At 27.2% G+C, this 24,140-nt stretch carries 22 protein-coding genes and 1 pseudogene; 1 reads left to right on the top strand and 22 read right to left on the bottom strand.

The annotated features are described in order from the left end of the window. Positions 1–471: 471 nt before the first annotated feature. From IR151_RS08290 to IR151_RS08200, 20 genes and pseudogenes are all read right to left on the bottom strand, one after another. The gene (locus IR151_RS08290) at positions 472–693 is read right to left on the bottom strand and encodes a hypothetical protein (RefSeq protein ID WP_227434056.1); all 222 of its coding nucleotides are present in this window, start codon (positions 691–693) and stop codon (positions 472–474) included. A gap of 505 nt (positions 694–1,198) precedes the next feature. Continuing rightward, positions 1,199–2,179 carry an SPASM domain-containing protein gene (locus IR151_RS08285; protein WP_227434055.1) on the bottom strand — a complete coding sequence of 327 codons (981 nt, stop codon included), beginning with the start codon at positions 2,177–2,179 and terminating at the stop codon, positions 1,199–1,201. 163 nt (positions 2,180–2,342) lie between these two features. Beyond that, complete coding sequence (locus IR151_RS08280) at positions 2,343–3,215, bottom strand: metallophosphoesterase (RefSeq protein ID WP_227434054.1); 873 nt, start codon at positions 3,213–3,215, stop codon at positions 2,343–2,345. 163 nt (positions 3,216–3,378) lie between these two features. After that, entirely contained in the window at positions 3,379–3,930 is a 552-nt protein-coding gene (locus IR151_RS08275) for a helix-turn-helix domain-containing protein (RefSeq protein WP_227434053.1), read from the bottom strand. Between the two features lie 20 nt (positions 3,931–3,950). Then, positions 3,951–4,853 (bottom strand): glycyl-radical enzyme activating protein, encoded by a 903-nt coding sequence (locus IR151_RS08270; RefSeq protein WP_227434052.1) that lies wholly within the window; start codon positions 4,851–4,853, stop codon positions 3,951–3,953. Positions 4,854–4,867: 14 nt separating this feature from the next. Then, positions 4,868–7,240, bottom strand: coding sequence for a glycyl radical protein (locus IR151_RS08265; protein ID WP_227434051.1), 2,373 nt, complete (start codon positions 7,238–7,240; stop codon positions 4,868–4,870). Positions 7,241–7,429: 189 nt separating this feature from the next. Continuing rightward, positions 7,430–8,113: a hypothetical protein gene (locus tag IR151_RS08260; RefSeq protein WP_227434050.1), complete on the bottom strand. Its 684-nt coding sequence runs from the start codon at positions 8,111–8,113 to the stop codon at positions 7,430–7,432. A 254-nt stretch (positions 8,114–8,367) separates the two neighbouring features. Then, entirely contained in the window at positions 8,368–9,750 is a 1,383-nt protein-coding gene (locus tag IR151_RS08255) for a sensor histidine kinase (RefSeq protein WP_227434049.1), read from the bottom strand. Beyond that, the gene (locus IR151_RS08250) at positions 9,744–10,457 is read right to left on the bottom strand and encodes a LytR/AlgR family response regulator transcription factor (RefSeq protein ID WP_227434048.1); all 714 of its coding nucleotides are present in this window, start codon (positions 10,455–10,457) and stop codon (positions 9,744–9,746) included. The genes IR151_RS08255 and IR151_RS08250 overlap by 7 nt, the downstream gene beginning before the upstream one ends. 183 nt (positions 10,458–10,640) lie before the next feature. Next, positions 10,641–10,709, bottom strand: a pseudogene (locus tag IR151_RS20445) (hypothetical protein); the annotation flags it as partial. Between the two features lie 22 nt (positions 10,710–10,731). Further along, positions 10,732–11,223: an RNA-guided endonuclease TnpB family protein gene (locus IR151_RS08245; RefSeq protein WP_413927356.1), complete on the bottom strand. Its 492-nt coding sequence runs from the start codon at positions 11,221–11,223 to the stop codon at positions 10,732–10,734. A gap of 416 nt (positions 11,224–11,639) precedes the next feature. Then, complete coding sequence (locus IR151_RS08240) at positions 11,640–12,182, bottom strand: DUF2812 domain-containing protein (protein WP_227434047.1); 543 nt, start codon at positions 12,180–12,182, stop codon at positions 11,640–11,642. A gap of 113 nt (positions 12,183–12,295) precedes the next feature. Then, entirely contained in the window at positions 12,296–13,087 is a 792-nt protein-coding gene (zupT, locus tag IR151_RS08235) for a zinc transporter ZupT (protein ID WP_413926946.1), read from the bottom strand. Between the two features lie 162 nt (positions 13,088–13,249). After that, complete coding sequence (locus IR151_RS08230) at positions 13,250–14,413, bottom strand: M20 family metallopeptidase (RefSeq protein WP_227434045.1); 1,164 nt, start codon at positions 14,411–14,413, stop codon at positions 13,250–13,252. Positions 14,414–14,476: 63 nt separating this feature from the next. Further along, positions 14,477–15,664 carry a hypothetical protein gene (locus IR151_RS08225; RefSeq protein ID WP_227434044.1) on the bottom strand — a complete coding sequence of 396 codons (1,188 nt, stop codon included), beginning with the start codon at positions 15,662–15,664 and terminating at the stop codon, positions 14,477–14,479. Between the two features lie 336 nt (positions 15,665–16,000). Then, the gene (locus IR151_RS08220; RefSeq protein ID WP_227434043.1) at positions 16,001–17,701 is read right to left on the bottom strand and encodes an ABC transporter ATP-binding protein; all 1,701 of its coding nucleotides are present in this window, start codon (positions 17,699–17,701) and stop codon (positions 16,001–16,003) included. A 248-nt stretch (positions 17,702–17,949) separates the two neighbouring features. Next, complete coding sequence (locus tag IR151_RS08215) at positions 17,950–18,225, bottom strand: PTS sugar transporter subunit IIB (RefSeq protein ID WP_227434042.1); 276 nt, start codon at positions 18,223–18,225, stop codon at positions 17,950–17,952. Positions 18,226–18,353: 128 nt separating this feature from the next. Further along, positions 18,354–18,887, bottom strand: coding sequence for a molybdopterin-guanine dinucleotide biosynthesis protein B (gene mobB / locus IR151_RS08210; RefSeq protein WP_227434041.1), 534 nt, complete (start codon positions 18,885–18,887; stop codon positions 18,354–18,356). Between the two features lie 23 nt (positions 18,888–18,910). Continuing rightward, positions 18,911–20,092, bottom strand: coding sequence for a molybdopterin molybdotransferase MoeA (locus tag IR151_RS08205; RefSeq protein WP_227434040.1), 1,182 nt, complete (start codon positions 20,090–20,092; stop codon positions 18,911–18,913). Between the two features lie 253 nt (positions 20,093–20,345). Continuing rightward, the gene (locus IR151_RS08200) at positions 20,346–21,080 is read right to left on the bottom strand and encodes a hypothetical protein (RefSeq protein ID WP_227434039.1); all 735 of its coding nucleotides are present in this window, start codon (positions 21,078–21,080) and stop codon (positions 20,346–20,348) included. A 363-nt stretch (positions 21,081–21,443) separates the two neighbouring features. On the opposite strand from IR151_RS08200, the gene IR151_RS08195 reads away from it, so the two are divergent. Continuing rightward, positions 21,444–22,349, top strand: a complete 906-nt coding sequence (locus IR151_RS08195) for a selenium metabolism-associated LysR family transcriptional regulator (RefSeq protein ID WP_227434038.1) — start codon at positions 21,444–21,446, stop codon at positions 22,347–22,349. 157 nt (positions 22,350–22,506) lie between these two features. Here IR151_RS08195 and IR151_RS08190 read toward each other — a convergent pair whose 3' ends face one another. Then, positions 22,507–23,901: an aminopeptidase gene (locus IR151_RS08190; protein WP_227434037.1), complete on the bottom strand. Its 1,395-nt coding sequence runs from the start codon at positions 23,899–23,901 to the stop codon at positions 22,507–22,509. A gap of 19 nt (positions 23,902–23,920) precedes the next feature. Beyond that, the gene (locus IR151_RS08185) at positions 23,921–24,130 is read right to left on the bottom strand and encodes a DUF896 domain-containing protein (protein ID WP_021383914.1); all 210 of its coding nucleotides are present in this window, start codon (positions 24,128–24,130) and stop codon (positions 23,921–23,923) included. Positions 24,131–24,140: the final 10 nt, after the last annotated feature.

The raw sequence follows: 24,140 nt of genomic DNA, 5'->3' as shown, positions 1-24,140 counted from the left end.
TTATATACCCATTAATGTGATATTTTACGCATTTGCTTAATAAATAATAATTACAATTTTGTAATTATTATTTATTAATAATATTCCACTTTTACATTCATAATGACCAGTTGTGCAAAATCCATTGCCAACCTTCAAATAAAAACATATTATAAAGATAATATAAAATAAACAAACAAATCTTAACAAAAAATTAAACTTTTTTTACACGAAAGAAGGCTTCCCGTTGCCTTCTTTATTTTTTATAAAAAAATAGACTGCTTCTAAAATGATTTTACATTTTTGAAACAGCCAAAGTATTTTATAATGACAACTATATTTGAGGATGTGAGGGAGAGTTGCCATTATAAATTTAGGGTAATTATATTATGTTTTAAGCTAGTTCTTTCTATATTTCTATAATACATTACATATATGAATTTTATATGATATTTGTATAAACAACATATGAAATTATATATTTTAATTATATTAAATCTTATTATTACATTTACTGCAACAATACTCATAGGTCTCTACATTATTTGGAATATTTACAAATACAAATTCTTTACAGTTGTCGCAATACTTTAATATAGATATAGTTCCACAAGTGTAACATTCAAATGTCACACACTCCTCACACTCTTCTATTACTTCAAATTTTTTACTATGTTCACCACACTCTGGGCACTTGCGATTATTTACATTCATAAATACTCCTCCTTATTAGTATAGTTAAAAACATGTCAAAAACTTAATCAAATGTATTTTATATTACTTATTATATATTCTATAATAAATCATATTCCTAGATAATAAAACAAATTAAATAAAAAAAAACCATAAATTTTAAATTTATGGATTAATTCTTGTAATGATAACTCTATTTGAGGATGTGAGGGAGGGTTATCATTACAATAGGGTATTATATTATGGTTTTTAAGCTAGTCTTTCTATACTCTATATAATACATCTGTTATATGAATTTTATATGATTTTTACATAAATATTTTATGAAGTTTAAATTTTTTGACTAATTTTGTATCTGTAAAAAGTTCTCTAAAAATCCATAACATCATAAAAATCCAACATTTAAGTAAAACATCATAAAAAAATTTGTTCAATAATCTTAACAAGTTACATCACCTCATTAACGATTATTAACACAAAACTAAACAATCAATCATAAATTATTCCTAAAACTTAATTTTGATAATTATTGATATACAATCTCTTGATTATCAATCTTATTTTGCATTTCTAATAAAATTTCTTCAACTGAATTGTCAAATATATTGCCTAAATAGACTCTTTTTTCTTTTTGAATGGAATAAGATTTTACACTGCCATCAGAAGAAATATATACATGGCTCCATTCTGCACCATATTTTGAAAATCTTTCTCTTATATCTTTAAACCTCATATCTTCTATTTTTATTGCTCTTCCTCTAGCTCCCCTTACTACTGTATGCCCTCTTTTTATCAAACTAGTTATTTTTATATCTTCTTTTAATTTAACATGTATGTTATCATTCTCTGAATATACATTCCATATTACTTTATGACGATAATCATCTAATTCTCTTATCAAACTTCTTTCAATAGTAAAACTATCTTTAGTTACTATAATTAAATCAAAATGGTCTAACATATATTGAAATACTTCTTTCATATCTTTGTTTTTTAGAATACCTTCACCAATAACTTCTATAAACCTACACCCTTTTTCATACATACACTTTAATAAACTTATAACTTCAGAAAAATATTGAACCCTATTGTCATTACCATCTATCTCTATTGTAAAGTATAAAGGTGTAAGATATACTTTATTTCCTGTTATCTCAAAAACACTTGATAATGTTTGTTCCTCATCTTCAAAGGTTAAATATTCATTATCATAAAACATAAAAAATTCCATAACCTTATCTCTCATGTCAGGGATATTTCTATATCTGTTGGATAATATATCTAATATATCTTTAGTAGTATTTTTCCCATCACATTCTGCTAGTACAACAACTTGCTTCCAACTTAAACTATCCACACTTCCTATACTTTTTTCATATCCATTTGCCTCATCATAAATAGATCCAATTATGATATTTTCTTTTGGCCACATATGAACTCTAGTTCCATCTTTTAATTTCGGATATTTGTTTTTTACAGATTCATAAAATCTAATTATATCACCCATGATTTTTAACTACCCCCTATATTTTAAATATTACATGCTAAAAATAACAATTTATTTACATTAATTAAATAATTATTAAAAATTAATAATTGTATCTATTTAATAGGGTTTTACACCAATTTTATATATATGTCATTGATGTTTATATACACAAAAAACCTTATTAATTAGACTTTAATGTAATTCTTACTACTTCTGGTTTACAATTAAGTCTAATGAGAACTTTTGAACCTCCTAAGCCTTTATTTAAAACCATAGTGCTACTACCTTTTTCATATTTTCCCCAATCATACTTAGGAAAAAACTCTCTATTTGGAGATAGTACACCTCCAATAAAAGGTATTCTTATTATACCACCATGAACATGACCAGCCAGAACTAAATCAGCTCCCCATTTTACATATTTTTCAAAGAAAAATGGTGTATGAGCTAAAAGTATATTATACTCATTTTCGTTTATTTTACCTAACTTATCTTGTACAAAACTGTCACGCAATTCTAACTTTTTATTATTAGCAAAAAAATATGGATAGCATTCCAATGGTATGATTAAACCATATAGATTAATATAACTATCTCCTTTATATATTCTTACAGATTCATTTTCCATATTTATTATTTTTTTTGAATACAATTCCTTAAAATAATCCCTATATAGATGTTTGTATTTTTTTATTAAAGATTTTTGTTCATGATTTCCAATTATATGGTACACTTCATATTTTTTTACTAAATTATCAATTAAATCTAATGCAATTTGAAAATTTTTATTTTCTCCATCAACTAAGTCTCCTGTTATAAATATAACATCTGGATTTAAGGATTCAATTTTATCTATCAATGTTTTATTATTATTTTTATCAAATACCTTATTATGTAAATCACTTACTTGAACTATTTTAAAATCATTAAATTCTTTTGGAATTTTTTCATTAAATATGGTATATTCTGTTGTTTCTATATGTTGAGTCTCATACTTATACAGAATATATAAGATTGCTAATACTAATACTGTCAATATAACTTTCATAATCATATATTCTTCCTTTTTATTATATTTTATTAATATTATTATAATGCTTTTATGTTTATTTTAAAACAATAATGTTAGTACATGCATACAAATCTTTTCGACATTATAAAAATAAGTTATCCATTTTGGTAATAAATATTTATTCCCAAAATAGATAACTATAAAATTATCTATAAACTTCTATATTATGAAATACAGTTCTTCCGTTATTTAAATTTTTATATAAATGTTCTAGTGTTCCATCAAATCTAATTGAATGTCCAGACTCTAAAATATAAGTTTTTCCATCTACATTAAGTTCAAGTTTACCTTCTATTACAAGTACATACTCTTCCAGAACATGACTATGTGTAGATGAAACATGAGTACAATTTGCTTCAAGCTCAATTATAAAAAGTTCAAACCTCCTTTGAGGGCTAAAAGGATATATAGGATACAACTTCATATTGCCTTGTTGTTCAATAATAGGTTCTACATCCTCTTTTTTTATAACCTCATAAGTGTTTGTATTTTCATTTAACAGTGTCGTAAAGTTTATTTTGAATCCAGATGAAATTTTCCATAAGGTAGATACAGTGGGGCTAGATTCACCTCTTTCAATCTGCCCCAGCATTGCTTTACTAACTCCTGTCATCTTTGAAGCTTTATCTAAACTTATACCCATATCTTGTCTTAATAACCTTAAGTTTTCTCCTACATTAGGAAATTTATTATCCATGTTAAAATCCTCCTGATAGCCTATTTGTATTCTATGATTTTTACTCCTGTAAGCTCTACTATCTCTTTTAATTTTAACATATGGCTATTGCAAATTTCATCAAATTCATACATATAATCTTCAAGCCCTAATGCTTTATATTTATCAAGTCCAAATTTATGATATGGAAGTAATTCCATCTTTCCACCTAAAACATTTTGCTTTACAAATAATGCAGTGTTTCTTATATTTTCTTCACTATCATTCACTCCAGAAATAATTGGTACTCTTATAACCATAGATTTGTTTAATTTTGAAAGTCTACATATATTTTCTAATATTATCTCGTTACTTACTCCTGTATATGCTCTGTGAACATTATCATCCATAGATTTTATATCTACAAATATATGGTCTATTTTTTCAAAGACATCCTTCACTTTATCCCACTCAAAATATCCACAAGTCTCAATTGCTATGTTTATACCTTTATTATAAAAAGCATCAACTAATTCTCTTAAAAATTCAATTTGAAGTGTGGGTTCTCCTCCAGAAAAAGTTACTCCTCCGTTAGACTCAAAGAAAAATATAAAATCTTTTTCAACTTCCTTTACAATCTCTTCAACAGTCATTTCTTCAGTCATTATACAGATAGCATCATTAAGACATGTTTTAACACATTTTCCACACAAATCACACTTATCATTTATTTGACTTCTGTCAAATAATGAACTTATATTTTGAGGACAAACATCTGTACACCTATTACAAGATATACACTTATCCTTCATGACTCCTAGCTTTACTATATTGCTCCATGAATCTGGATTAGAACACCACTTACATTTTAATTTGCATCCTTCTAAAAATATAGTAGTCCTTATTCCATCACCATCATTTACTGAAAAATGTTGTACCTTTACAACTTTACCTTTTTTACTCATAATCTACCTCATAATTAAAATTTACTGTGTGAGTTTCTGGCTATTATAGCATCTTGCATCTCTCTTGATAAATTAACAAATTGAGTACTATATCCAGCAACTCTAACTAATAAATCTTTATATTCTTCTGGATTTTCTTGAGCTTTTAATAAGACATCATTTGATATTGTATTAAATTGTACGTGGAATCCACCTAGTGCAAAATATGATTTTACCATAGAAGTTAGATTTCTAAGCCCTCTTTCTGTTTCAACCAAATCTTGATTAAATCTCAAATTTAGAAGTGTTCCTCCAGTGTGAACATCATGATTTATTTTTGATGCAGATTTCATAGCTGCCAATGGACTTGTTGTATCAGTTCCAACAAATGGAGAAACTCCTTCTGTCAAAGGTTTTGTAGCTTTTCTTCCACATGGAGTTGCACCTACTATTTTTCCAGTTGGAACATAGTTTGATATACCCATAAATGCACTATTAAATTTAGAACCAAAAATATCCTTATATTTTCTAGTTTCACTGTAATAAAAATCAGAAACTTCAATAGCCAATGAATCTACATAATCATTGTCATTTCCATATTTAGGAACATCTAAGGCAAGTTTTCTTAATTCTTCATAGCCTTCCCAGTCATTATTTAATGCTTTTGTTAACTCTTCTAATGTAGTCACCTTATCTTCAAATACTAATTTTTTTATAGCTGCCAATGAGTTTGAAACTACACCTAGACCTATGCCTGTTAAAACAGGTCCTATATTGTATTTTGCCCCACCTTTACTTAAATCAATACCTTTATCCAAACAACCATCTACACAGGTAGATAAAAATGGTCTTGGTACTATTTCTTTATGAATTTGTTGAGCAACAGTAGTTCCTATAACAGAATTCTTGATAAGATATGCTAGTTGCTTTAAAAACTCTTCTTTAACTTCTTCAAAAGATGCAAATTCATTGATATTTTTTACATCTAACCCCATTTTTTCTCCAGTTAATCTACTCTTCCCTTCATTCATAGCATATTCTAGTGCTGCTGCAAAATTAATATTTACTGCTGAAGTCCATTGACCTGTCTTTCTAAAGTGAGGAACTACACAACCACAATTGCTCCAATCTCTTGCATCTTCTGCATCATATCCATCTTGAAGTAACATTTGTGCCCCTGCACTATCACTGTGTATAGCAGGAAAACCAGTACCTTGTTTTACTAATTTCGCAACTGCCATAACAAAATCATCTGGTGCTCCCTGACTTATTCTAACACTTAAACCTGGTTGATGAGTTTTTACACTTTCTGTTGCCTTTAAACACATATATGAAATATCATTCGTTCCATCAGTTCCATTTCTCTTTTTGCCACCAACAGTAAGGTTTTGAAATTGGTTGTATCCTGCAAAATAATTTGCTGTATTTGCTGATATTGTCCATACCCACTCTGATAGCTTAATCCATAGAGCCTCTATCAACTCTTGAGCCTCTGATTTAGTTATATTTCCTTTTTTAGTATCTTTTTCATAATATGGATACATATATTGGTCAAATCTACCTAAGTTCAATGCTAATGGATTTTCAGATAAAACACCACCTAATTGCACAAACCATACAAATTGTATCGCTTCATAAAAACTAGTGGGAGGATTTGCTGGTACATTCTCACATACTTCTGATATTTTTATAAGTTCTAACTTTCTTTTTGAATCTTTCTCTGATTCACTCATTTCTTTTGCAAGTTTTGAATATCTATTTGCCAATGTCATGATACCATCTGCAACAATAGAAATAGACTTATAGAAATCTATTTTTTCAATATTTTCTGAAATTGATATATCTAATTCTTTTATCTTCTTATCTGCTTCTTTCTTTATCCCCTTATATCCTTTTACAAATAGTATATCTTGATAATCTGGAGTTACTTCCCCTACTGCCTGTCTCCACTTAGAATCATTATCTATTATTCCTGTATCTACCAATATCTTAGCTGTATCTTCTGGAATTCTTGCTAAAAAAACTTCTTCCAAAGATTTACCCTTCCAATATGGAAATATCTCTTTTCTTATAAATTCTATTTGCTCTTTTGATATGACATATGGGTCTTGAGTTCTTTCATCAAAAGTATCCATTTCCTTATCTACCCATTGCCAAGAAAATTCTGGTGTTAATATACCTGTTCTTCTAAATTTACCAGCTGTACCTACAATTAATTCATTCTCAAATATTTTTATAGGAAGTTCTTTGCATGCATCTAAAAAGGCTTTCGCTCTTCTTATACATATGGCTTCTCCCTCAGTCTTTTTATGTGATTCTGTAAAAATTCTAGCCCTTTCACAACATATCATAGGTTTAGAATTAACGTATTCTTGTCTAAATGCTTCTATTCTATCAGTTTGACTCATTTAAAATCCCCCTTTGGATAATATATATTAACTTTTGTATGTTATAACATACTTTAATTATATTATACTGTCCTTTAACATAAAATGGCAACCACAAATAATATATTTTTGAATAAAAAACATTACTAAAGATAAATATGAATTTTATTTTATAATTTATTTCTAACCTGTCATAATTTATTTATTACATTAATGACTTGAAATATCAAATTCATATTCTAAACTCAATTTTAGTACTTTAGTAGATTTTTTAACTTTGTTAACTTCAACATGTATATCATTCATATAGGGAAGTTCTACAGAGCCTACACCTTCATTAAATATTTTTATAACTTTATTTGAAAAATCTTTCTCAGTTAAATCAGTATTAGTTAATGACTTAAATATGTTGTACATAAATTTAATATATTTATCACTTTCAGCTAACTTTTTATTCTCAGGATATTCTTTAGCACAGAGAATATCTACTACTGATTTTCCTTTTTTGTTATCTTCAGACATAGAGTAAAATAAACTTCTAATATCTTTTTCAGGTGGCTTTTCAAATCCATTTATAGAAACTACAAAACTTCCATCTGAATTTGAATTAACTACCTTATAACCACTATCCGTTATAGCCTTTGAAAATTTTTGAGATAAATCTTTTTTAACTTCTTCCAATCCTTCTACAGTACTAGCTTTTTTTGAGTAATCCTCAAATAATTTAATAGAGTCATTTTTTTTAGCTTCAATTGAGTTGTTTGATGAATTTTCACTAGCTTGCTCTGAGTTATTTAAATCTTCATTGGATACAGTTGTTGTGCATCCTACCATTAAGCTTGAACTTATACTTAAAATTACTATCATAGCTAAAATATATTTTTTCGCCTTCATATATATTTTCCTCCATTGTATTTCTACTTTTCAAGTTTTTATTAATTACATCCTGTATTACAATATCTTGTATTTTTATTATTTTTATGGTTAGTTTTTCAATATATATCACCTTTCTTTGTAACTAATTCTTATAATTAAGATTAGTAAAATTATAAATTTCTTTATGCTTAAAAATAAGGATGTTATCTTTTATTATTAAAAAGATAACATCCTTATTTTTAAGTATCAATATAGATGCCCCAACTAGTAACTTAATCGACCCAACTGTCAGCATCTTGATTCAATGGTATGCATATATTTAGTATAAATTTGTCTTTCTGATTTTCAAATAATAATTCTCCATTATACTCTTGTAAAGACGATTTAATACTTTGAATTCCTATTCCATGTACAAATTTATCCATCTTATCTGTTAACAGTATATTTTTATTAGAAATAATATTATTTGCTTTACTATTCTCACATTTAAGTACAAAAAATGATTTTGTTATAGTTCCTTTAATTCTAATATATCTATCAATATTTTCATCTGATATTTTCTCACATGCTTCTATTGCATTATCTAAAATATTGGCAAATATGCTTGACACATCTATGGGTTTTATAAAATCAACTTTTGAAAAGTTTATGTCACAAATAAATTTAATTCCCTTTTTTGCAGATATTTCACTCTTCTCATTGATTATAATGTCTAATATCATGTTTCCTGTATTATAAATAGATTTGAACTCTCTAATTTCATCTTTTAAATTATTTATATATTCATTAATTTCTTTGCCATCATTTTTAAGATTATCTATACAGCAAATATGATTGTTTATGTCATGATAAAGCTTCTTAACCCTCATATGAGATTCTTGAATACTTAAATAATGAGCATATTGCATATCTAACTTATTTTTTATTAATTCATTCTGAGATTTTAATTTATTATCTTTTATTATTTGCCTAAACAATAATATAAGAACAATGGTGCTAGCTCCTATTATCTTTGGATTTACAAAATTCTCAAAATAATATGGTTCTGAATGTAACCATCTAAACCGTTCTAATATTCTTGATATATAGACTCCAATTATATTCATGGTGTTAGCCATTAGAGCAAATAACAAATATACATAATTCCTTTTATCTTGGCTAAGCAATTTAAATCGATTATACAGAAAACTAAGTATCATATATACAAATATAATAAGTAGGTTACTGTATATGTAAACCTTTATATTATCAGAATCAGATGCCAAAAGCCACTCTTTAGATGAAACAAAATTACCTGTAACTACAAAAAATAAAATTCTATCTACAACATCTTTAAAACAATCATAATAAATATTAAATAGGAAAAAGAAAATTATAAATTTAATATATCCTATGTTGTAAAAATAATTATAATATATCGCCCATACAATAAATACTACAATATCAATCAAATAATACATATTATTAATATAATTTTCTTCTATATTAAATAATCTAGTTATTTTAACTATAATATAAATTAATCCCAATAAAGTATAAAATACTATTTGTTTGTCTTTTTTATTATCTTCTTTATAAATTAATATCCTTTTCAGAATAATAAATCGTACACATATAGATACAATTAATAATAAATCAGACATAAAATTTAACATATTGTATCACCAAGAAATTTCAAAAATTTTTCCTTAACCTCTTTATATCTATATCTACTAATAGGTACTTCTTCTCCACTTTCTAAAATAGCAATATTGGGCTTTATATTTTCTACATAACTTAGATTAACTATAAAGCTTTTATGACATCTTACAAATTTATCTAGTTTTAAATCTTTTTCTATTTTTCCTAGACTATACTTTACTCCAAAACCCTTATTTATTGTGTGTATTAACATATCTTTTTTTTGAATTTCTATATATTTTATTTCATTTAAATAAATCTTGTATGTATTAGACTTGTTCTTTATTACAATGTAATTACTTTTATTTGTTTCAATATCTTTAATACAAGTTAATATATGTTTTTTTAATTCTTCTAATTCTATGGGTTTTAACAAATATCTATAAGCTCTTACTTCATATCCTTCTTGCACATAATCTATTAAAGAGGTTATAAATATTATCTCCATTTTATTATCTACTTCTCTAATCTTTCTTGCAGTATCCATTCCATTCATTTGCTCCATTAGTATATCAAGAAGCAGTATATCTATATCTTTTAAACTCACTTTGAGTAAATCTTCTCCAGAACTATATTTTTGTATTTCATACTCTACATTAATAATTTTTAATATATTATAAAGATATTCTTCTATTAAACATTGTGTTTCTTTTTCATCTTCACAAATTGCTATCCTAATCATAAGTTCCTGCTACTCAAAATATGGTCAAATATATCCATATAGAGATTTTTCCTTCTTCACTGAACCTCGCCTTACCTAAGCGACTACGATTTTGTATAGTTCTCCAAAGGCTTAAATTCCGAAGTTAGCCCTCCGTACATATATAAGCACTCTTGAACCACGTGTGTGCGAATCAATTTGATTTTAAGCTAACTTATATTTTTTAGTATTTTTAAGATTAATACTTGCATTTAAATCCCTATCTATAGATAATCCACATTCACATTTGTAAACTCTATCTTTGAGTTTTTAAGTTTCTTTTAATCTCTCCACACTTACTACAAGTCTTTGATGATGGATAAAATCTATCTGCAACTCTAAGTTCTATGCAATTATCCTTACATTTAGATGTTAGTTTGGTTCTAAATCCATAGAGTTTTTGACTCACAATAGCTTTTGATAAATGCTTATTTTTCATCAAGTTAGAAACAGCTAAATCTTCAATTACTATATAAGATGGCTTGTTTTTCGCTATCTCGCTTATAGTTTTATTTATATAATCAGTTCTTATATTAGCTAATCTTTGATGAAGTTTTTGTACTTTGACTACTTGTTTTTGAATATTTTGACTAGTAGCTCTCCCTTCTTCTATTTTATTTCTTATTTTTAAACTTTCATATTTCCTTGAAAGTTTTATCTGTTCTCTTTTTAACTTCTTTTCAACTTCCTCATCCTCTCTAATCTTTTTCTTGTATTTTCTTAATCCATATATGCGACAACTAATCATCTATTATCATTCCTTTAGCACTAGCATTACTGTCTGAGAAATTCAACCTGATTTTTAAATCATCTTTTTGATTAGAAGTTGAAACCCTTGTATAAATGTTTATAGTGTTTACTCATACAATCACACTTTTCTGTGATTGTATTATACTATATTTGATTATATTTAAATATATTTTTATTTTCTAATTACAACGCCTTATACACTTTCTTATTACACACTATTGAAATTTTTTAATTGATATATTTAAATGTGATTTTAAATATCCGATACCTTAGAATAACATTTTTAAATTATTCTTATCAATACTCAAGATTTAAATAAAATCTAAAAGGTTATAACTGATACAAATATATATAAAGAATAACATTTATTGATAAAAAAAGTGTCTCAAAGTCATTTTGAGACACTCTCCATCTTTATTTAGTTAATTTTTTAATCCTTAAGTAATACATTATTCTTCTATATAATTGTACCAAATACAAAATTAATAACATAATTTGCAATGCGATAGTACAAATATCTACTCCATAACCATTAAATAAATTTCTTATTTCAGTGAACAATAAATATATAAAAATAACTACTAAAATAGTAAATAAAAATACATTCATGAATAAAATTGATTTTACTTTATCTTTTTTATCCAAATCACTATATAATTTAGGAGGTACATCTTCATATATTTTACTCCATACATACCATGAAGATGTACCTATAAAACTACCAATGCTTCTAAATATAAGATTCCACCCTCTATACTTATGTTTATTAAAATAATCTTCCTCAGCATCATAATAATAATCAATGGCATATTTTATTTTTCTTGGAGTTCCTTTATAAAAATAAAATATTCCTCCAAATTTACTTATCTTATATAAGTTATATCCTTGTTCTTCCATATCTTCTAACCATTCTTCTATCCTATCAGGTGAACTATACCAATCAAATTTAAACTTCATTTTCTTTTCTATAAAATTCACCTCCAAAATGATATTTTTGACATATGATAATCTGTTTTAATAATTATATCATTTTGATATTAATTTTAGGTTACAATTGGATATCTAAAAATCTATTTAAATAGCAATAAACTAATAGCCATAACAACCATTCCTGCAATTAATCCGTAAATTGATAGATGATGCTCACCATATTCTCTAGCTGATGGTAATAGTTCATCAAGTGATATAAATACCATAATACCTCCCACAAGAGCAAACACAATTCCAAGTGTAGTGTCATTTAGAAAATTTCTAAGAAGTACATACCCAATAATGGCCCCTAAAGGTTCTGACATTCCAGATAAAAAAGAATAATAGAAAGCTTTCTTTTTATCTCCTGTAGCGTAATACACTGGTACAGATACAGATATTCCTTCTGGTATATTGTGTATAGCTATTGCTATAGCTATTGGTATCGCTATTGTAGCATCATCAAGCGCCGATATAAATGTAGCTAACCCTTCTGGAAAATTATGAATTGCTATAGCCATTGCTGTAAATATCCCAGTTCTTAAGAGAGATTTATTTTTTTGTATATTTTTTTCATCCAAATTTTCCATTTTCTTTATCTCATGAGGATTTTCTTCTTGAGGAATTAACTTATCAATAATTGCAATGATAGCCATTCCTGCAAAAAAAGCTATTACAGTTGACCAGTTTCCTAATTTTTCTCCCATAGACTTTGTTAGAGCTTCTTGTGCCTTAGGAAATATTTCTATCATAGATACATAAATCATAACACCAGCAGAAAATCCTAAACTTACAGAAAGAAATTTAGTATTGGTCTTTTTAGCAAAAAACGCTATACAACTTCCTATTCCAGTAGACAAACCTGCAAACAAAGTTATTAAAAACGCAAACATTATATTACTCAATTAAATCACCTTCTTATTAATTGATATTGATTATCATTTTCTTTTATAGTATCATATCTTTTTTTTATAGTCAATATTTATAGTAATTATAGACAATAAAAAAGCAGAGTATAAACTTAATCTCTGCTTTTTCTTTATAGTATATTAAATTTATTTATTTAAAAAGTCTACTGCATATTGAACATATAAGGCAGTTCCAATCTCTAAAGCATCCTCATCTATATTAAAACACCCATGATGATGAGGATAACAAGCTCCTTTAGCTTCATTTCTAGCCCCTACAAATGCCAATGCACCAGGTGCAATATTCATAAACTCAGCAAAATCCTCTGCTCCTGTTACTTTTTCAAATAGTGCTATACTTTCTTTTCCAAATAGCTTAATTACTGCTTCTGTAGCTATCTTTGAACATTCCCTGTCATTTATAACAGCTGGTGTTAAATATCCATACTCTAACTCAGCCTCTGCTCTATATGCTTCTGCTGTAGATTTTGCTATACGTTCTAAAATCGTAGGAATTTGTTTTCTAAGTTCTGGATTAAATAATCTTATTGTACCTTCTAGAACAGCTTCACTTGCTATTACATTAAATCTTGTTCCAGAATTTAAAATTCCAACACTTACAACTAGCGGCTCTAAAGGACTGACTTCTCTACTAACCATGGATTGTAAGTTCATAACTAATGCAGAACTTGCAAGTACCGCATCAACACCTTGATGAGGAAGTGAACCATGACCACCCTTACCTTTTACAGTAATTTTGAAGAAATCAGCAGAAGCCATTCTTGGACCTTCTTCAACTGACACAGTCCCACACTCTACATCACTCCAAAGATGAATTCCAAATACACCATCTACACCTTCCATAGCGCCATCTTTAATCATAGCTCTTGCACCTTTACCTACTTCTTCTCCTGGTTGAAAAAATAATTTCACAGTTCCATTAATATCATCTTTAATATCATTCAAAACCTTAGCTGCTCCTAAAAGCATTGATGTGTGACCATCATGTGCACAAGCATGCATAAGCCCCTCATTTTTTGATTTGTATTCTACTTCTGTACACTCAACAACTTGAAGTGCATCCATATCTCCTCTAAGTGCTACAGTTTTTCCTGGATTATTTCCTTTTATAGTTGCGACTACACCTGTCCCTCCAGATGATACATATGGTACTCCTATTTTATCAAGTTCTTCTTTAATTCTCTTTGATGTTCTAAATTCTTCCATACTTTTTTCAGGATTTTCATGAAATTCCCTTCTAAGTTTGATTACATAATCTTTATATCCATTTGTTATTTCTTTAATATTCATTCCAGACCTCCAAGTGTAACATATTCTTCTTATTTTTTAAATGCCTTATTTATTAATTAAAGTTTATATAAGATTTACAAAAATACCTGCTATTACTACAGAAGCTATTGTTACTGTAGTAAATCCACCAACAAGCATCTTTGGAAGCATTTTATCCATCAGAAATTCTTTTTCTTCTGGAGTTTCAGCTAGAGCCTTTACTGCTTCTTCAGTTAATATATAATTTGGTGGGAAACCATAAAGTGCTGTAAGTGAAACTGAAAACGCCATTTCCTTACTTTCACCCAAAAATTTACCTACTATAATAGAGAATATTCCCATACCTATTACACCAAATATTATAATTCCTACAAGAGGAACAGCCATTTCAGCAAGCATTGCTGGTGTAGCTTTTGCTAATCCTGCAAATATAAAAGCCATCAATGATGTCATTAACCATCCAAATGAACCAGATTTATTAAGTGGCTTTCTGTCAACTATTCCAAGTTCTGATGCTATTACACCAAATATTAAACAGATAACATATCTTGATACAACTTCATTTGTAAGATTTGTAAATTGTACTGCTAACCATGCTACAAGTCCTAATCTAAGTATTATCATATATGTTGTGTCGTACTTTTCAGGTAAATCTGGAATTATCTTAAACTTACTCTTTTGTTCAGGTACTTTTTCAGTTTCTTCTTCAGCTTTAGTTACAGTTACTTTTCCACTTCTAAAATCTGATAAAAGTCTTTTTCCTTCTTTTTTAAGCATCAATGCTGTGATAGGATAACCTGCAAATCCTTGTGCCACATACATTAAAATCGCTAAAACTGCCAAACTCGCAAGACCTTTTGCTGTAGCCGCATCTGCCATCATTATAGATGCAACTAATCCTCCTGTAAGAGGAGGTGTAGCGATTACAGCTGTATCCCATCCAAACACTAGAGTTCCTAATGCCAAAGCTCCTACACATATTCCTACTATTCCTGCTAACGCTATTACAATTGTTTTCCATTGACCTGCTAGCTCTTTAATACTCATCATAGTTCCCATATGAGTTATTAATAAAAGCATGCCTAATTGTGCTAATGGTGTCCCTAAAGCTGCTAAATCCACGATATTTTCTGGGAAAAAAGTCCAAAATCCTACTATAAATATAATTGCTGATACAAAAACTGATGGAACAAAAGCTTTAGTTTTTGCTGAAACTACATCTCCTATCGTCAGTGATACTAAAACTAGACAAAAAGCTGTTATTGCCTCCATACAAAATCCCCCCTCATAAATAAATATATTTGTATACAATGTATGTATAGTTATCCATTATTTTACTACTTTTGAAAAACATTTCAAGTCAAAATTCGATTTTTTTCATAAAATTCTATAAATTCTATAAATTAAAGTTAGTTTTCTAAATTATTCTTTTTGTAAAAACGTTATCCTGTAAATTGGCTATTTAACACTACTTTTATAAATAGAATTAAATATAATTTGCAAAAAATAAAACATAGAATACATTTTTCATAAAACATCTCATTAATATAAAATGAATTTGCTTTATGAATCTTAATATATTCTATGTTTATAAATTTAATGTATATGTTAGTTATTGTGTAATCTACTATATACTCCATTTTTATTTACTAACTCTTCATGAGTACCTCTTTCTTCAATTCCTTTATCTGTCAGTACTATGATTTCATCAGCATTTTTTATAGTAGTCAACCTATGTGCAACAACTAAATTTGTTCTATCTTTACTTAACTCTTCTAAGGACTCTTGAATTTCTCTTTCTGTTACATTATCTAAAGCGGAAGTAGCTTCATCCAATATTATTATTGGAGGATTCTTTAAAAAGATTCTTGAGATTGAAATTCTTTGTTTTTGTCCCCCAGATAATTTTACTCCTCTTTCTCCTATATAAGTATCATATCCATCTGGCAAAGTTTCTACGAAATCGTGTATTCTAGCTTTTTTTGCAGCCTCAATCATCTCTTCATCTGTAGCACTAGGATTTCCACAAAGAATATTATCTCTTATAGTTCCTGTAAATAAAAATACATCTTGTTGAACTATACCTATATTTTTTCTCAAAGATTTTAAACTTACATCCCTGATACTTTTTCCATCAATTTTTATGTCACCTTTATCAAACTCATAAAATCTTGGCAATAAATTACACAATGTAGTCTTTCCTCCACCAGAAGGACCTACTAAAGCTATAGTTTTACCAGCTTCTATAGATAAACTTAGATTATCTAATACTTGGGTATCATCTTCATATGTAAAAGATATATTTTCTATCTCGATGTTACCTTTTACATGTTCAAGTTCAACAGGGTTTTTAGCTTCTTTTTGATGGTCCTGTTCCATTATCTCTATGAATCTTTTAAAACCTGTCATACCATTTTGATATTGTTCTGTAAAGTTTATCAATTTCTTCATAGGTTGTATAAACATCTTTACATATAATATATATGCAGCAAAATCACCTAAAGTAATTTTCCCAAGATAAGTAAAGTATCCACCAGCTATAACAACTACCCATTCCAAAATATCCATATATAAATTCATACCAGAATAATATTCTGCCATTACTTTATAAGAATCTTGTCGTGCTCTCCTAAATAATTTATTACTTCTTACAAACTTATTTAATTCTTCTTTTTCAGTACAAAAAGACTTAGTTACTTTCATTCCAGCTATGCTATTTTCTAAAGTTGCATTTACATCACCTATAGTAACTCTACTTTTCATAAAGGCTATATTCATCTTATCTTTTTTTGTTATAGCAAACCAAATTATAAATGGCAATATAGCAAAAATTATAAGAGTAAGAGGAATATTTATATCTATAAGTATAAAGAATGAACCAACTAGCATTACTATAGAAATGAATAAATCTTCAGGACCATGATGTGCAAGTTCTGTTATATCCATTAAGTCATTTACTATTCTAGACATAGTTACACCAGATTTATTATTATCAAAATAAGTATTTGGAAGCCTCTGTAAGTGTGTAAATACCTCATTTCTCATATCAGCTTGCATATCTACACCAATGACATGTCCCCAATATTGCATAAAATAATTAAGCCCTGCTTTTGCTATAAATATAAGTATAAGTACAACTGCAAAAACTACTAGCATTCTTAAATTTTTATTTGGAACAATGTCATCCATTATATTTCTAGTTATCATAGGATAAACTAAATCACATAAAGAAAATAAGAACGCAGCTATAAGGTCTAATGTAAAGATTTTCTTATATGGTTTATAATATTTGACAAATTGTTTTATCATAAGTTTTAAATCCTCCTTTATCAATACGTCTAAAAAATACCCTTAAATTAGTATAACATAACACTAATTTTAAATCTTTTATAAAATTGCAATTCAAAAGAATATGTTTCATAAAATTGAATACTTATTTTATATAATCATATATTTAAAATACACCTAAAAAGAGCCATATCTATGTAAATAAAATTTTACAAGATACAACTCTATATTTAGTACTAAATATTTTTTATAACTGTAAACTCAAAAACTTATTTTAAAGCATCCAATATTTTCTTATCTAATGCAGCAGTATTTATACCTGTTATGTATGCTGTTGCTTTTATTGCAGGTATATCATAAGTTGTTGGCAATATAGTAGTAGATACTATCAAATCAGCACCTTCTTGTTTTGTTGCACATTCAGCAATTTTACATTGTATAACTTCTGCTTGTATGTTATTTTCTTTAACCAATCTTTCTACTTTATCGCAAACTACTGTTGATGTTGCAATTCCTGCTCCACATGCTACTAATATTTTTTTCATATTATCCTCCTACGATTTCTATAATATTTTATAATTCAAAATACGATTTTTATAATTAAATAAATTTCTCATATCTTTGTTTATATATAAATAATTATACCATTTTATATCAAAATAATATCTTAAAATTATTCTTTTAATATGTTTTTTATTTCACTATCATTTAATTTTAAAGTATTATTTTTTATACAATATTCTATGTACTTTGATACATTTTTATAGTCATTCAAACTAAACTGCTTAATATTTAAATCATATTCTATGTCACTTATAATACCTATCAAATCAGATTTATTTGATAAAATATCCTTATACTTATCCTTTCTAGTTACCTCTAATCTTTTAAATCTATAATTTTTATATCCTTCTATAATAATCAAGTCCATATCTTCATAAAACTTAATCATTTTATATAGTGGATTTTTATCTTTTAATTCTTCAATATATGCTAACCTCTTATTTGATATTATACAAACTTTCCTCGCACCTGATTTTCTATGTTTATAAGTATCTTTCCCTTCCTCATCTATCTCAAAATCATGGCATGTGTGTTTGATAACTCCAACATTATACCCTTCTTTACTTAATTCTCTTACTATACCTTCAATCAACGTAGTTTTACCTACTCCTGAATAAGAGACAATTGATAATACATTATACATAAAACCATATCCCCTTCATAAAACTATATAACAACAACATCTACTAATTGATTTTCTTTTATTATTTCTCTCTTTTTTATCTTAATCATGCAATTGCTTCTCAATGTTGCAGATAATCTAGCCTTGGCATCTTTTTTATCATTTAATGTAACATATAATTTACCTTCATCTGTATATAATTTTCCACTTACAAATCTATCGTTATTTGAGACTTTGTTAAATTCTCCTTTAAATATAGCTTTTATATAATGATTGCTGTCTTTATATGTTAAATACTCAATCACAGGAACAACTACATTATCAAATACCACAATTGCCGCATGTGGATTGCCAGAAAGCCCAAACAATATTTTTTCTCCCAATGTAGCTACATAACAAGCTCCTCCAGGTTTAATATTTATCTTCCAAAACAATTCTTTTGCTCCTATGTTTCTAAATACATCTGGTATTAAATCTTTATCTCCAACAGATACACCACCTGTAGTAATTAAAAAATCTACAGTTTCTAGCATATCCTTTACTTTTTTTTCTAATTCTTGTATATCATCAGTACAATTACATATTGTATCTGCTTGTATTCCAAGCTTTAAAAGCTTTGAATATAATGTATATCTATTGCTATCATATATTTTGCCATCCTCCAAAGTTTCATTTATATCTTGTAATTCTGTTCCTGTATTTAAAATACCAACTTTTAAATCATCATATACAGTTAATTTAGATATTCCAAGACTCGCTAATACTCCTATACCATCATACCCTATATTTTGATTTTTACTAATAATTAATTGACCTTTTTTTATATCCTCACCTTTAAATATATAATTGTCATATTCCTTTAGTTTTATATTTAAAGTTATCATGTCTTCTCTAGTTGTCACATCTTCTTTCTTTACTACACAGTTTGCTCCCTTTGGAATTTTTCCACCAGTCATTATCTTCACTGCTTCATTTTTATTTAATATACCATCAAACACTTCTCCTGCATATAATGTTCCTATAACCTTTAAATTTTTATTTTCAGAATTTGCATCATATGCATAACCATCATATGGTGACCTGTCAAATGGAGGACTATCAATTGTTGAATATATATCTTCTGCAACTACTTTATTTACTGCTTCTATAAGATTAACTCTCTTAATCCTACTTATTGGTATAACATTTTCTTCAATAATTTTTATGGCATCTGCTAATCCTATCATTTTAAATACACCCCAATATATTTTTTATTTAAAAACATTCTTAATGTAGTATAATTGTAAATTGCAATAAATCATTTTAGCTTATATTTAATTATAACTAATTGTTATCTATAATTGCAGTTTAAATTTAATAAATCTTATAAAATTATCATTAATTGTATTAATTTCAATTTTATACATTTTATAAAAAAAAACTGCTTCAAGTTAGAAATTTACTTCTACCTTAAAACAGACTTGTATGCTTTAAAATTCATTATTCTAATAAAGCTCCTTTTATTATTTTTACAACTTTATCACTCTCAATAGTTTTTATAGACTTTATTTTATTATCTACTATACTTATTGTAAGTATTTCTTTGTCTAATAATTTATTATCTTCTTTTAATCTATAACTCTTCACTACCCTATTTCCTTCATGGTTATATGCTGTTAAATTATAATTGGCATTACCCACGATTTCATTTATCCTAGATTCTTCAACTCCAATATACTCTCCCAAGTCAATGTTTTTATATTCCTCCAAGGATACAGCTGATTTTTCATTATCATTTGTTTCAATCATAATACCATAACTTTCATCTATAGCTGTTATACTTTGTGATGAAAAGGAATTTGTTTCAACATTAACAACTTTATTTTTATTAATGTTAATGTATAAAGCACTTCCATCTAATTCATTGTTTCCAGTATATTTAGGGTAAACTAATGTCATATAACTTGATGTATTTATATCTTGCATTGTATTTGATTTTTTTAAATTCTTATTTTTTATATAATAAATTGTGTTATAAGGTATTCCCATATTTTTTATAACATATTTATAATCTTTATCCATCATTTCATTAACATCATTTTGAACTTTTGTCATAGTTTTTTGCTGTGTTGCTTTACTTGCTACTTGATTTTTCTCTTTAGTAGTTTCTTTATGACATCCAACAAGTACAATCCCTAAAATAGTTACACAAACTAATGACCTTTTTAACTTCATAAATCAATCCTCCTTTCTTAAATTTTATAATATTTATCTATATCTCATTGTGTGATTATCTTTTTTTTCAATAATTACGTTTATTATTTTATAAAATAATTATATAATATTTATTTAAATTTAATAAGATTAAGAAGCTATCTGTAATTTTTTTGTAACAAAACACATTTTAAAGTTGAATTTTGAAAATTCAATTTACAAGATACTTGTGGTAAATATCCTTATAACATTATACCAAATTATTCCTAAACAATCAAAAACTCCATAAACATTTTAAGGTTTTCTATTTCAAAAAATCACCTTTAACTATTAATTTATCAAATATGTTATAATAGTTTTAGATAATTTAAGGAGGATTAAATAATGGATTTTAAACAACTTGAAGTATTTGTTGCTGTTGCAAAACATCAAAGTTTTTCAAAAGCTGCAAGAGAACTTTTTTTAACTCAACCTACTGTAAGTGCACACATACAAAATTTAGAAAGAGAGTTAGAAACTGTACTTATAAACAGAAGCAACAAAGTTATTACACTCACAAAATCTGGTGAAATTCTTTATGAGCATGCCATATATATATTAAATAACTGCAAACGTGCAATTTATGATATAAAAGAATATTCAGGTAAAATAGAAGGTATTATAGATATAGCATGTAGTTCTATACCTGAAACTTATATTCTACCTGATTTTATGAAGAATTTTTCTATGAGTTATCCAGATGTAAAATTTTCCATAAGCCATTATGATTCTCAATATGCTATATCAGAAATTTTAAATGAACGGATAAGCTTTGGATTAGTTGGTTCTAAAATTAACAATCCTCAAATCGAATATCTAGACTTATTAGATGATGAACTTGTACTTATTACTCCTTCAGATTTTAAAATTGATAACAATAACAATTACATTGATATAGAAGAATTGGCTTCTGTCAATTTTATTATGAGAAAAGAAGGCTCTGGTACTAGAAACTTAATACTAAACACCCTTAGCAAAAATAACTTTCCGGTAAACAAATTAAATGTAATAGCTCATGTAGAATCAAATGAAGCCATTAAAGAAATGGTTAGATTAGGCCTTGGTGTATCTTTTATATCATATATTTCAGCTATTGATTATCTAAATGTAGGCAAAATAAAATGCTACAAAGTAAAAGATGTTGATTTTACAAGAAAATTTTTCTTTATTTATTCTAAAAAGAAAACTTTTTCTCCATTGGAAGATAAATTTCTAAACAGACTATGTGAGTACTTTGAAATCATAATATAATAATTTTAATACACGACACTCAAATTTAAATTATAAGCTGTTAAATAATAAAATAATAAATAGAGTAGTATTATACTATGTTCATTTAATTAATGAGCATAGTATAATACTACTCTATTTGCTTATTACTTATTACTTATAATATTGTATATTAAACTTATAAATTTATATTAAAAAACGATTTATATCCTTTGTACATTTCATATATATCTACTTTAGAAACAATCTCATGCGGTGCATGCATATTTAAAACACCAACACCACAATCTATAACCTCTGCACCTTGATTTGCTAAGATATAGGCTATTGTTCCACCTCCACCTTGGTCCACTTTACCAAGTTCAGCAGTTTGCCATACTACATTACCCTCGTTAAAAATTCTTTTTACTTCTGATATAAACTCAGCATTAGCATCATTACATCCACTCTTACCTCTCGAACCAGTATACTTATTTAAAACTATTCCATTTCCCATATATGCAGAGTTTCTTTTTTCATATGCCTCATCAAAATTTGGGTCATATCCAGCTGCAACATCAGCTGATAATACTTTACTATTTGCTAAAGCTCTTCTTACCTTAATATCACAGTAATCGCCTTCTAAAGCTATTAACTCAGCCACAGTATTTTCAAAAAACTTTGAATGCATACCTGTATTTCCTTGGGAGCCAACTTCTTCTTTGTCTACACATAATGTAACTGAAGTAAATTCTGGTTGTCTAGTCTCTAGTATAGCTTTTACAGCAGCATATGAACATACTCTATCATCATGACCATATCCTAATACCATTGACCTATCAAACCCCAAATCTCTTGCCTTCCCAGCTGGAACTACTTCAATCTCAGCGCTTAATAAATCTTCTTCAACTATACTATATTTTTCATTTAAAATTTTTAATATATTTGCTGTTATAGGTTCTTTTTCTTCGCCATCCAAAGGCATATTTCCAATTAATACATTTAAAGCTTCACCACTGATTCCTTCTGACAATTTCTTTTGCATTTGGTTTCCAGCTAAATGAACTAATAGGTCAGTTACACAAAACACTGGGTCACTGTCTTCTTCACCAATAGATACATCCACCTTTGTACCATCATTTAATATAACTACTCCATGTAAAGCAAGAGGAATAGCTGTCCATTGATATTTTTTAATTCCTCCATAGTAGTGAGTCTTAAAAAAACCTAGATTAGCTTCTTGATACAATGGGTTTGGTTTTAAATCTAATCTTGGAGAATCTATATGACTACCTATAATCTTCATACCTTTTTCTATATAGTTTTTACCTATTACAAAAAGTGCCACTGCTTTTTCTTTATTTATAGCATAAATCTTGTCCCCATGACTTACACTTCCATTTTCCATAGCTTCATCTATTGAAATATAACCATTTTCTTTAGCCAATTTTATAATTTCTTTTACTGAAAGTCTTTCAGTTTTTGATTTACTTAAAAAATCCATATAATTGCGAGCATATTCCATAACCTGTTCAATAGCATTCTCTTTTTTTTCAATTTCCCATGCATTCTTAAATTTATGCTTTAAGTCCATGTTTTCCTCCTATTAAGTTTTAATTTTTATTATTTTTCATATATTGTTCATATTCTTCTGGTGAGACTACTTTAACACTATCAAGTCTTGATTTAAAATGAGCTCTAAAATTTTCTAAATATTCCTTTCTTAAAATCTCCCTTTCTTTGATTTCATCATCAGAAAGAACTCCCTCTTTATTTTTCTTTGCTAATTCATTAATCCTATCTAATTTCTTCTTGTCAAACATTTTTTCCTCC

The sequence above is a fragment of the Clostridioides sp. ES-S-0006-03 genome (genome assembly GCF_020662275.1).
Taxonomy (GTDB): domain Bacteria; phylum Bacillota; class Clostridia; order Peptostreptococcales; family Peptostreptococcaceae; genus Clostridioides.
The sequence above is the reverse complement of the archived record's forward strand: the minus strand, read 5'-3'. Positions and strand labels throughout refer to the sequence as shown.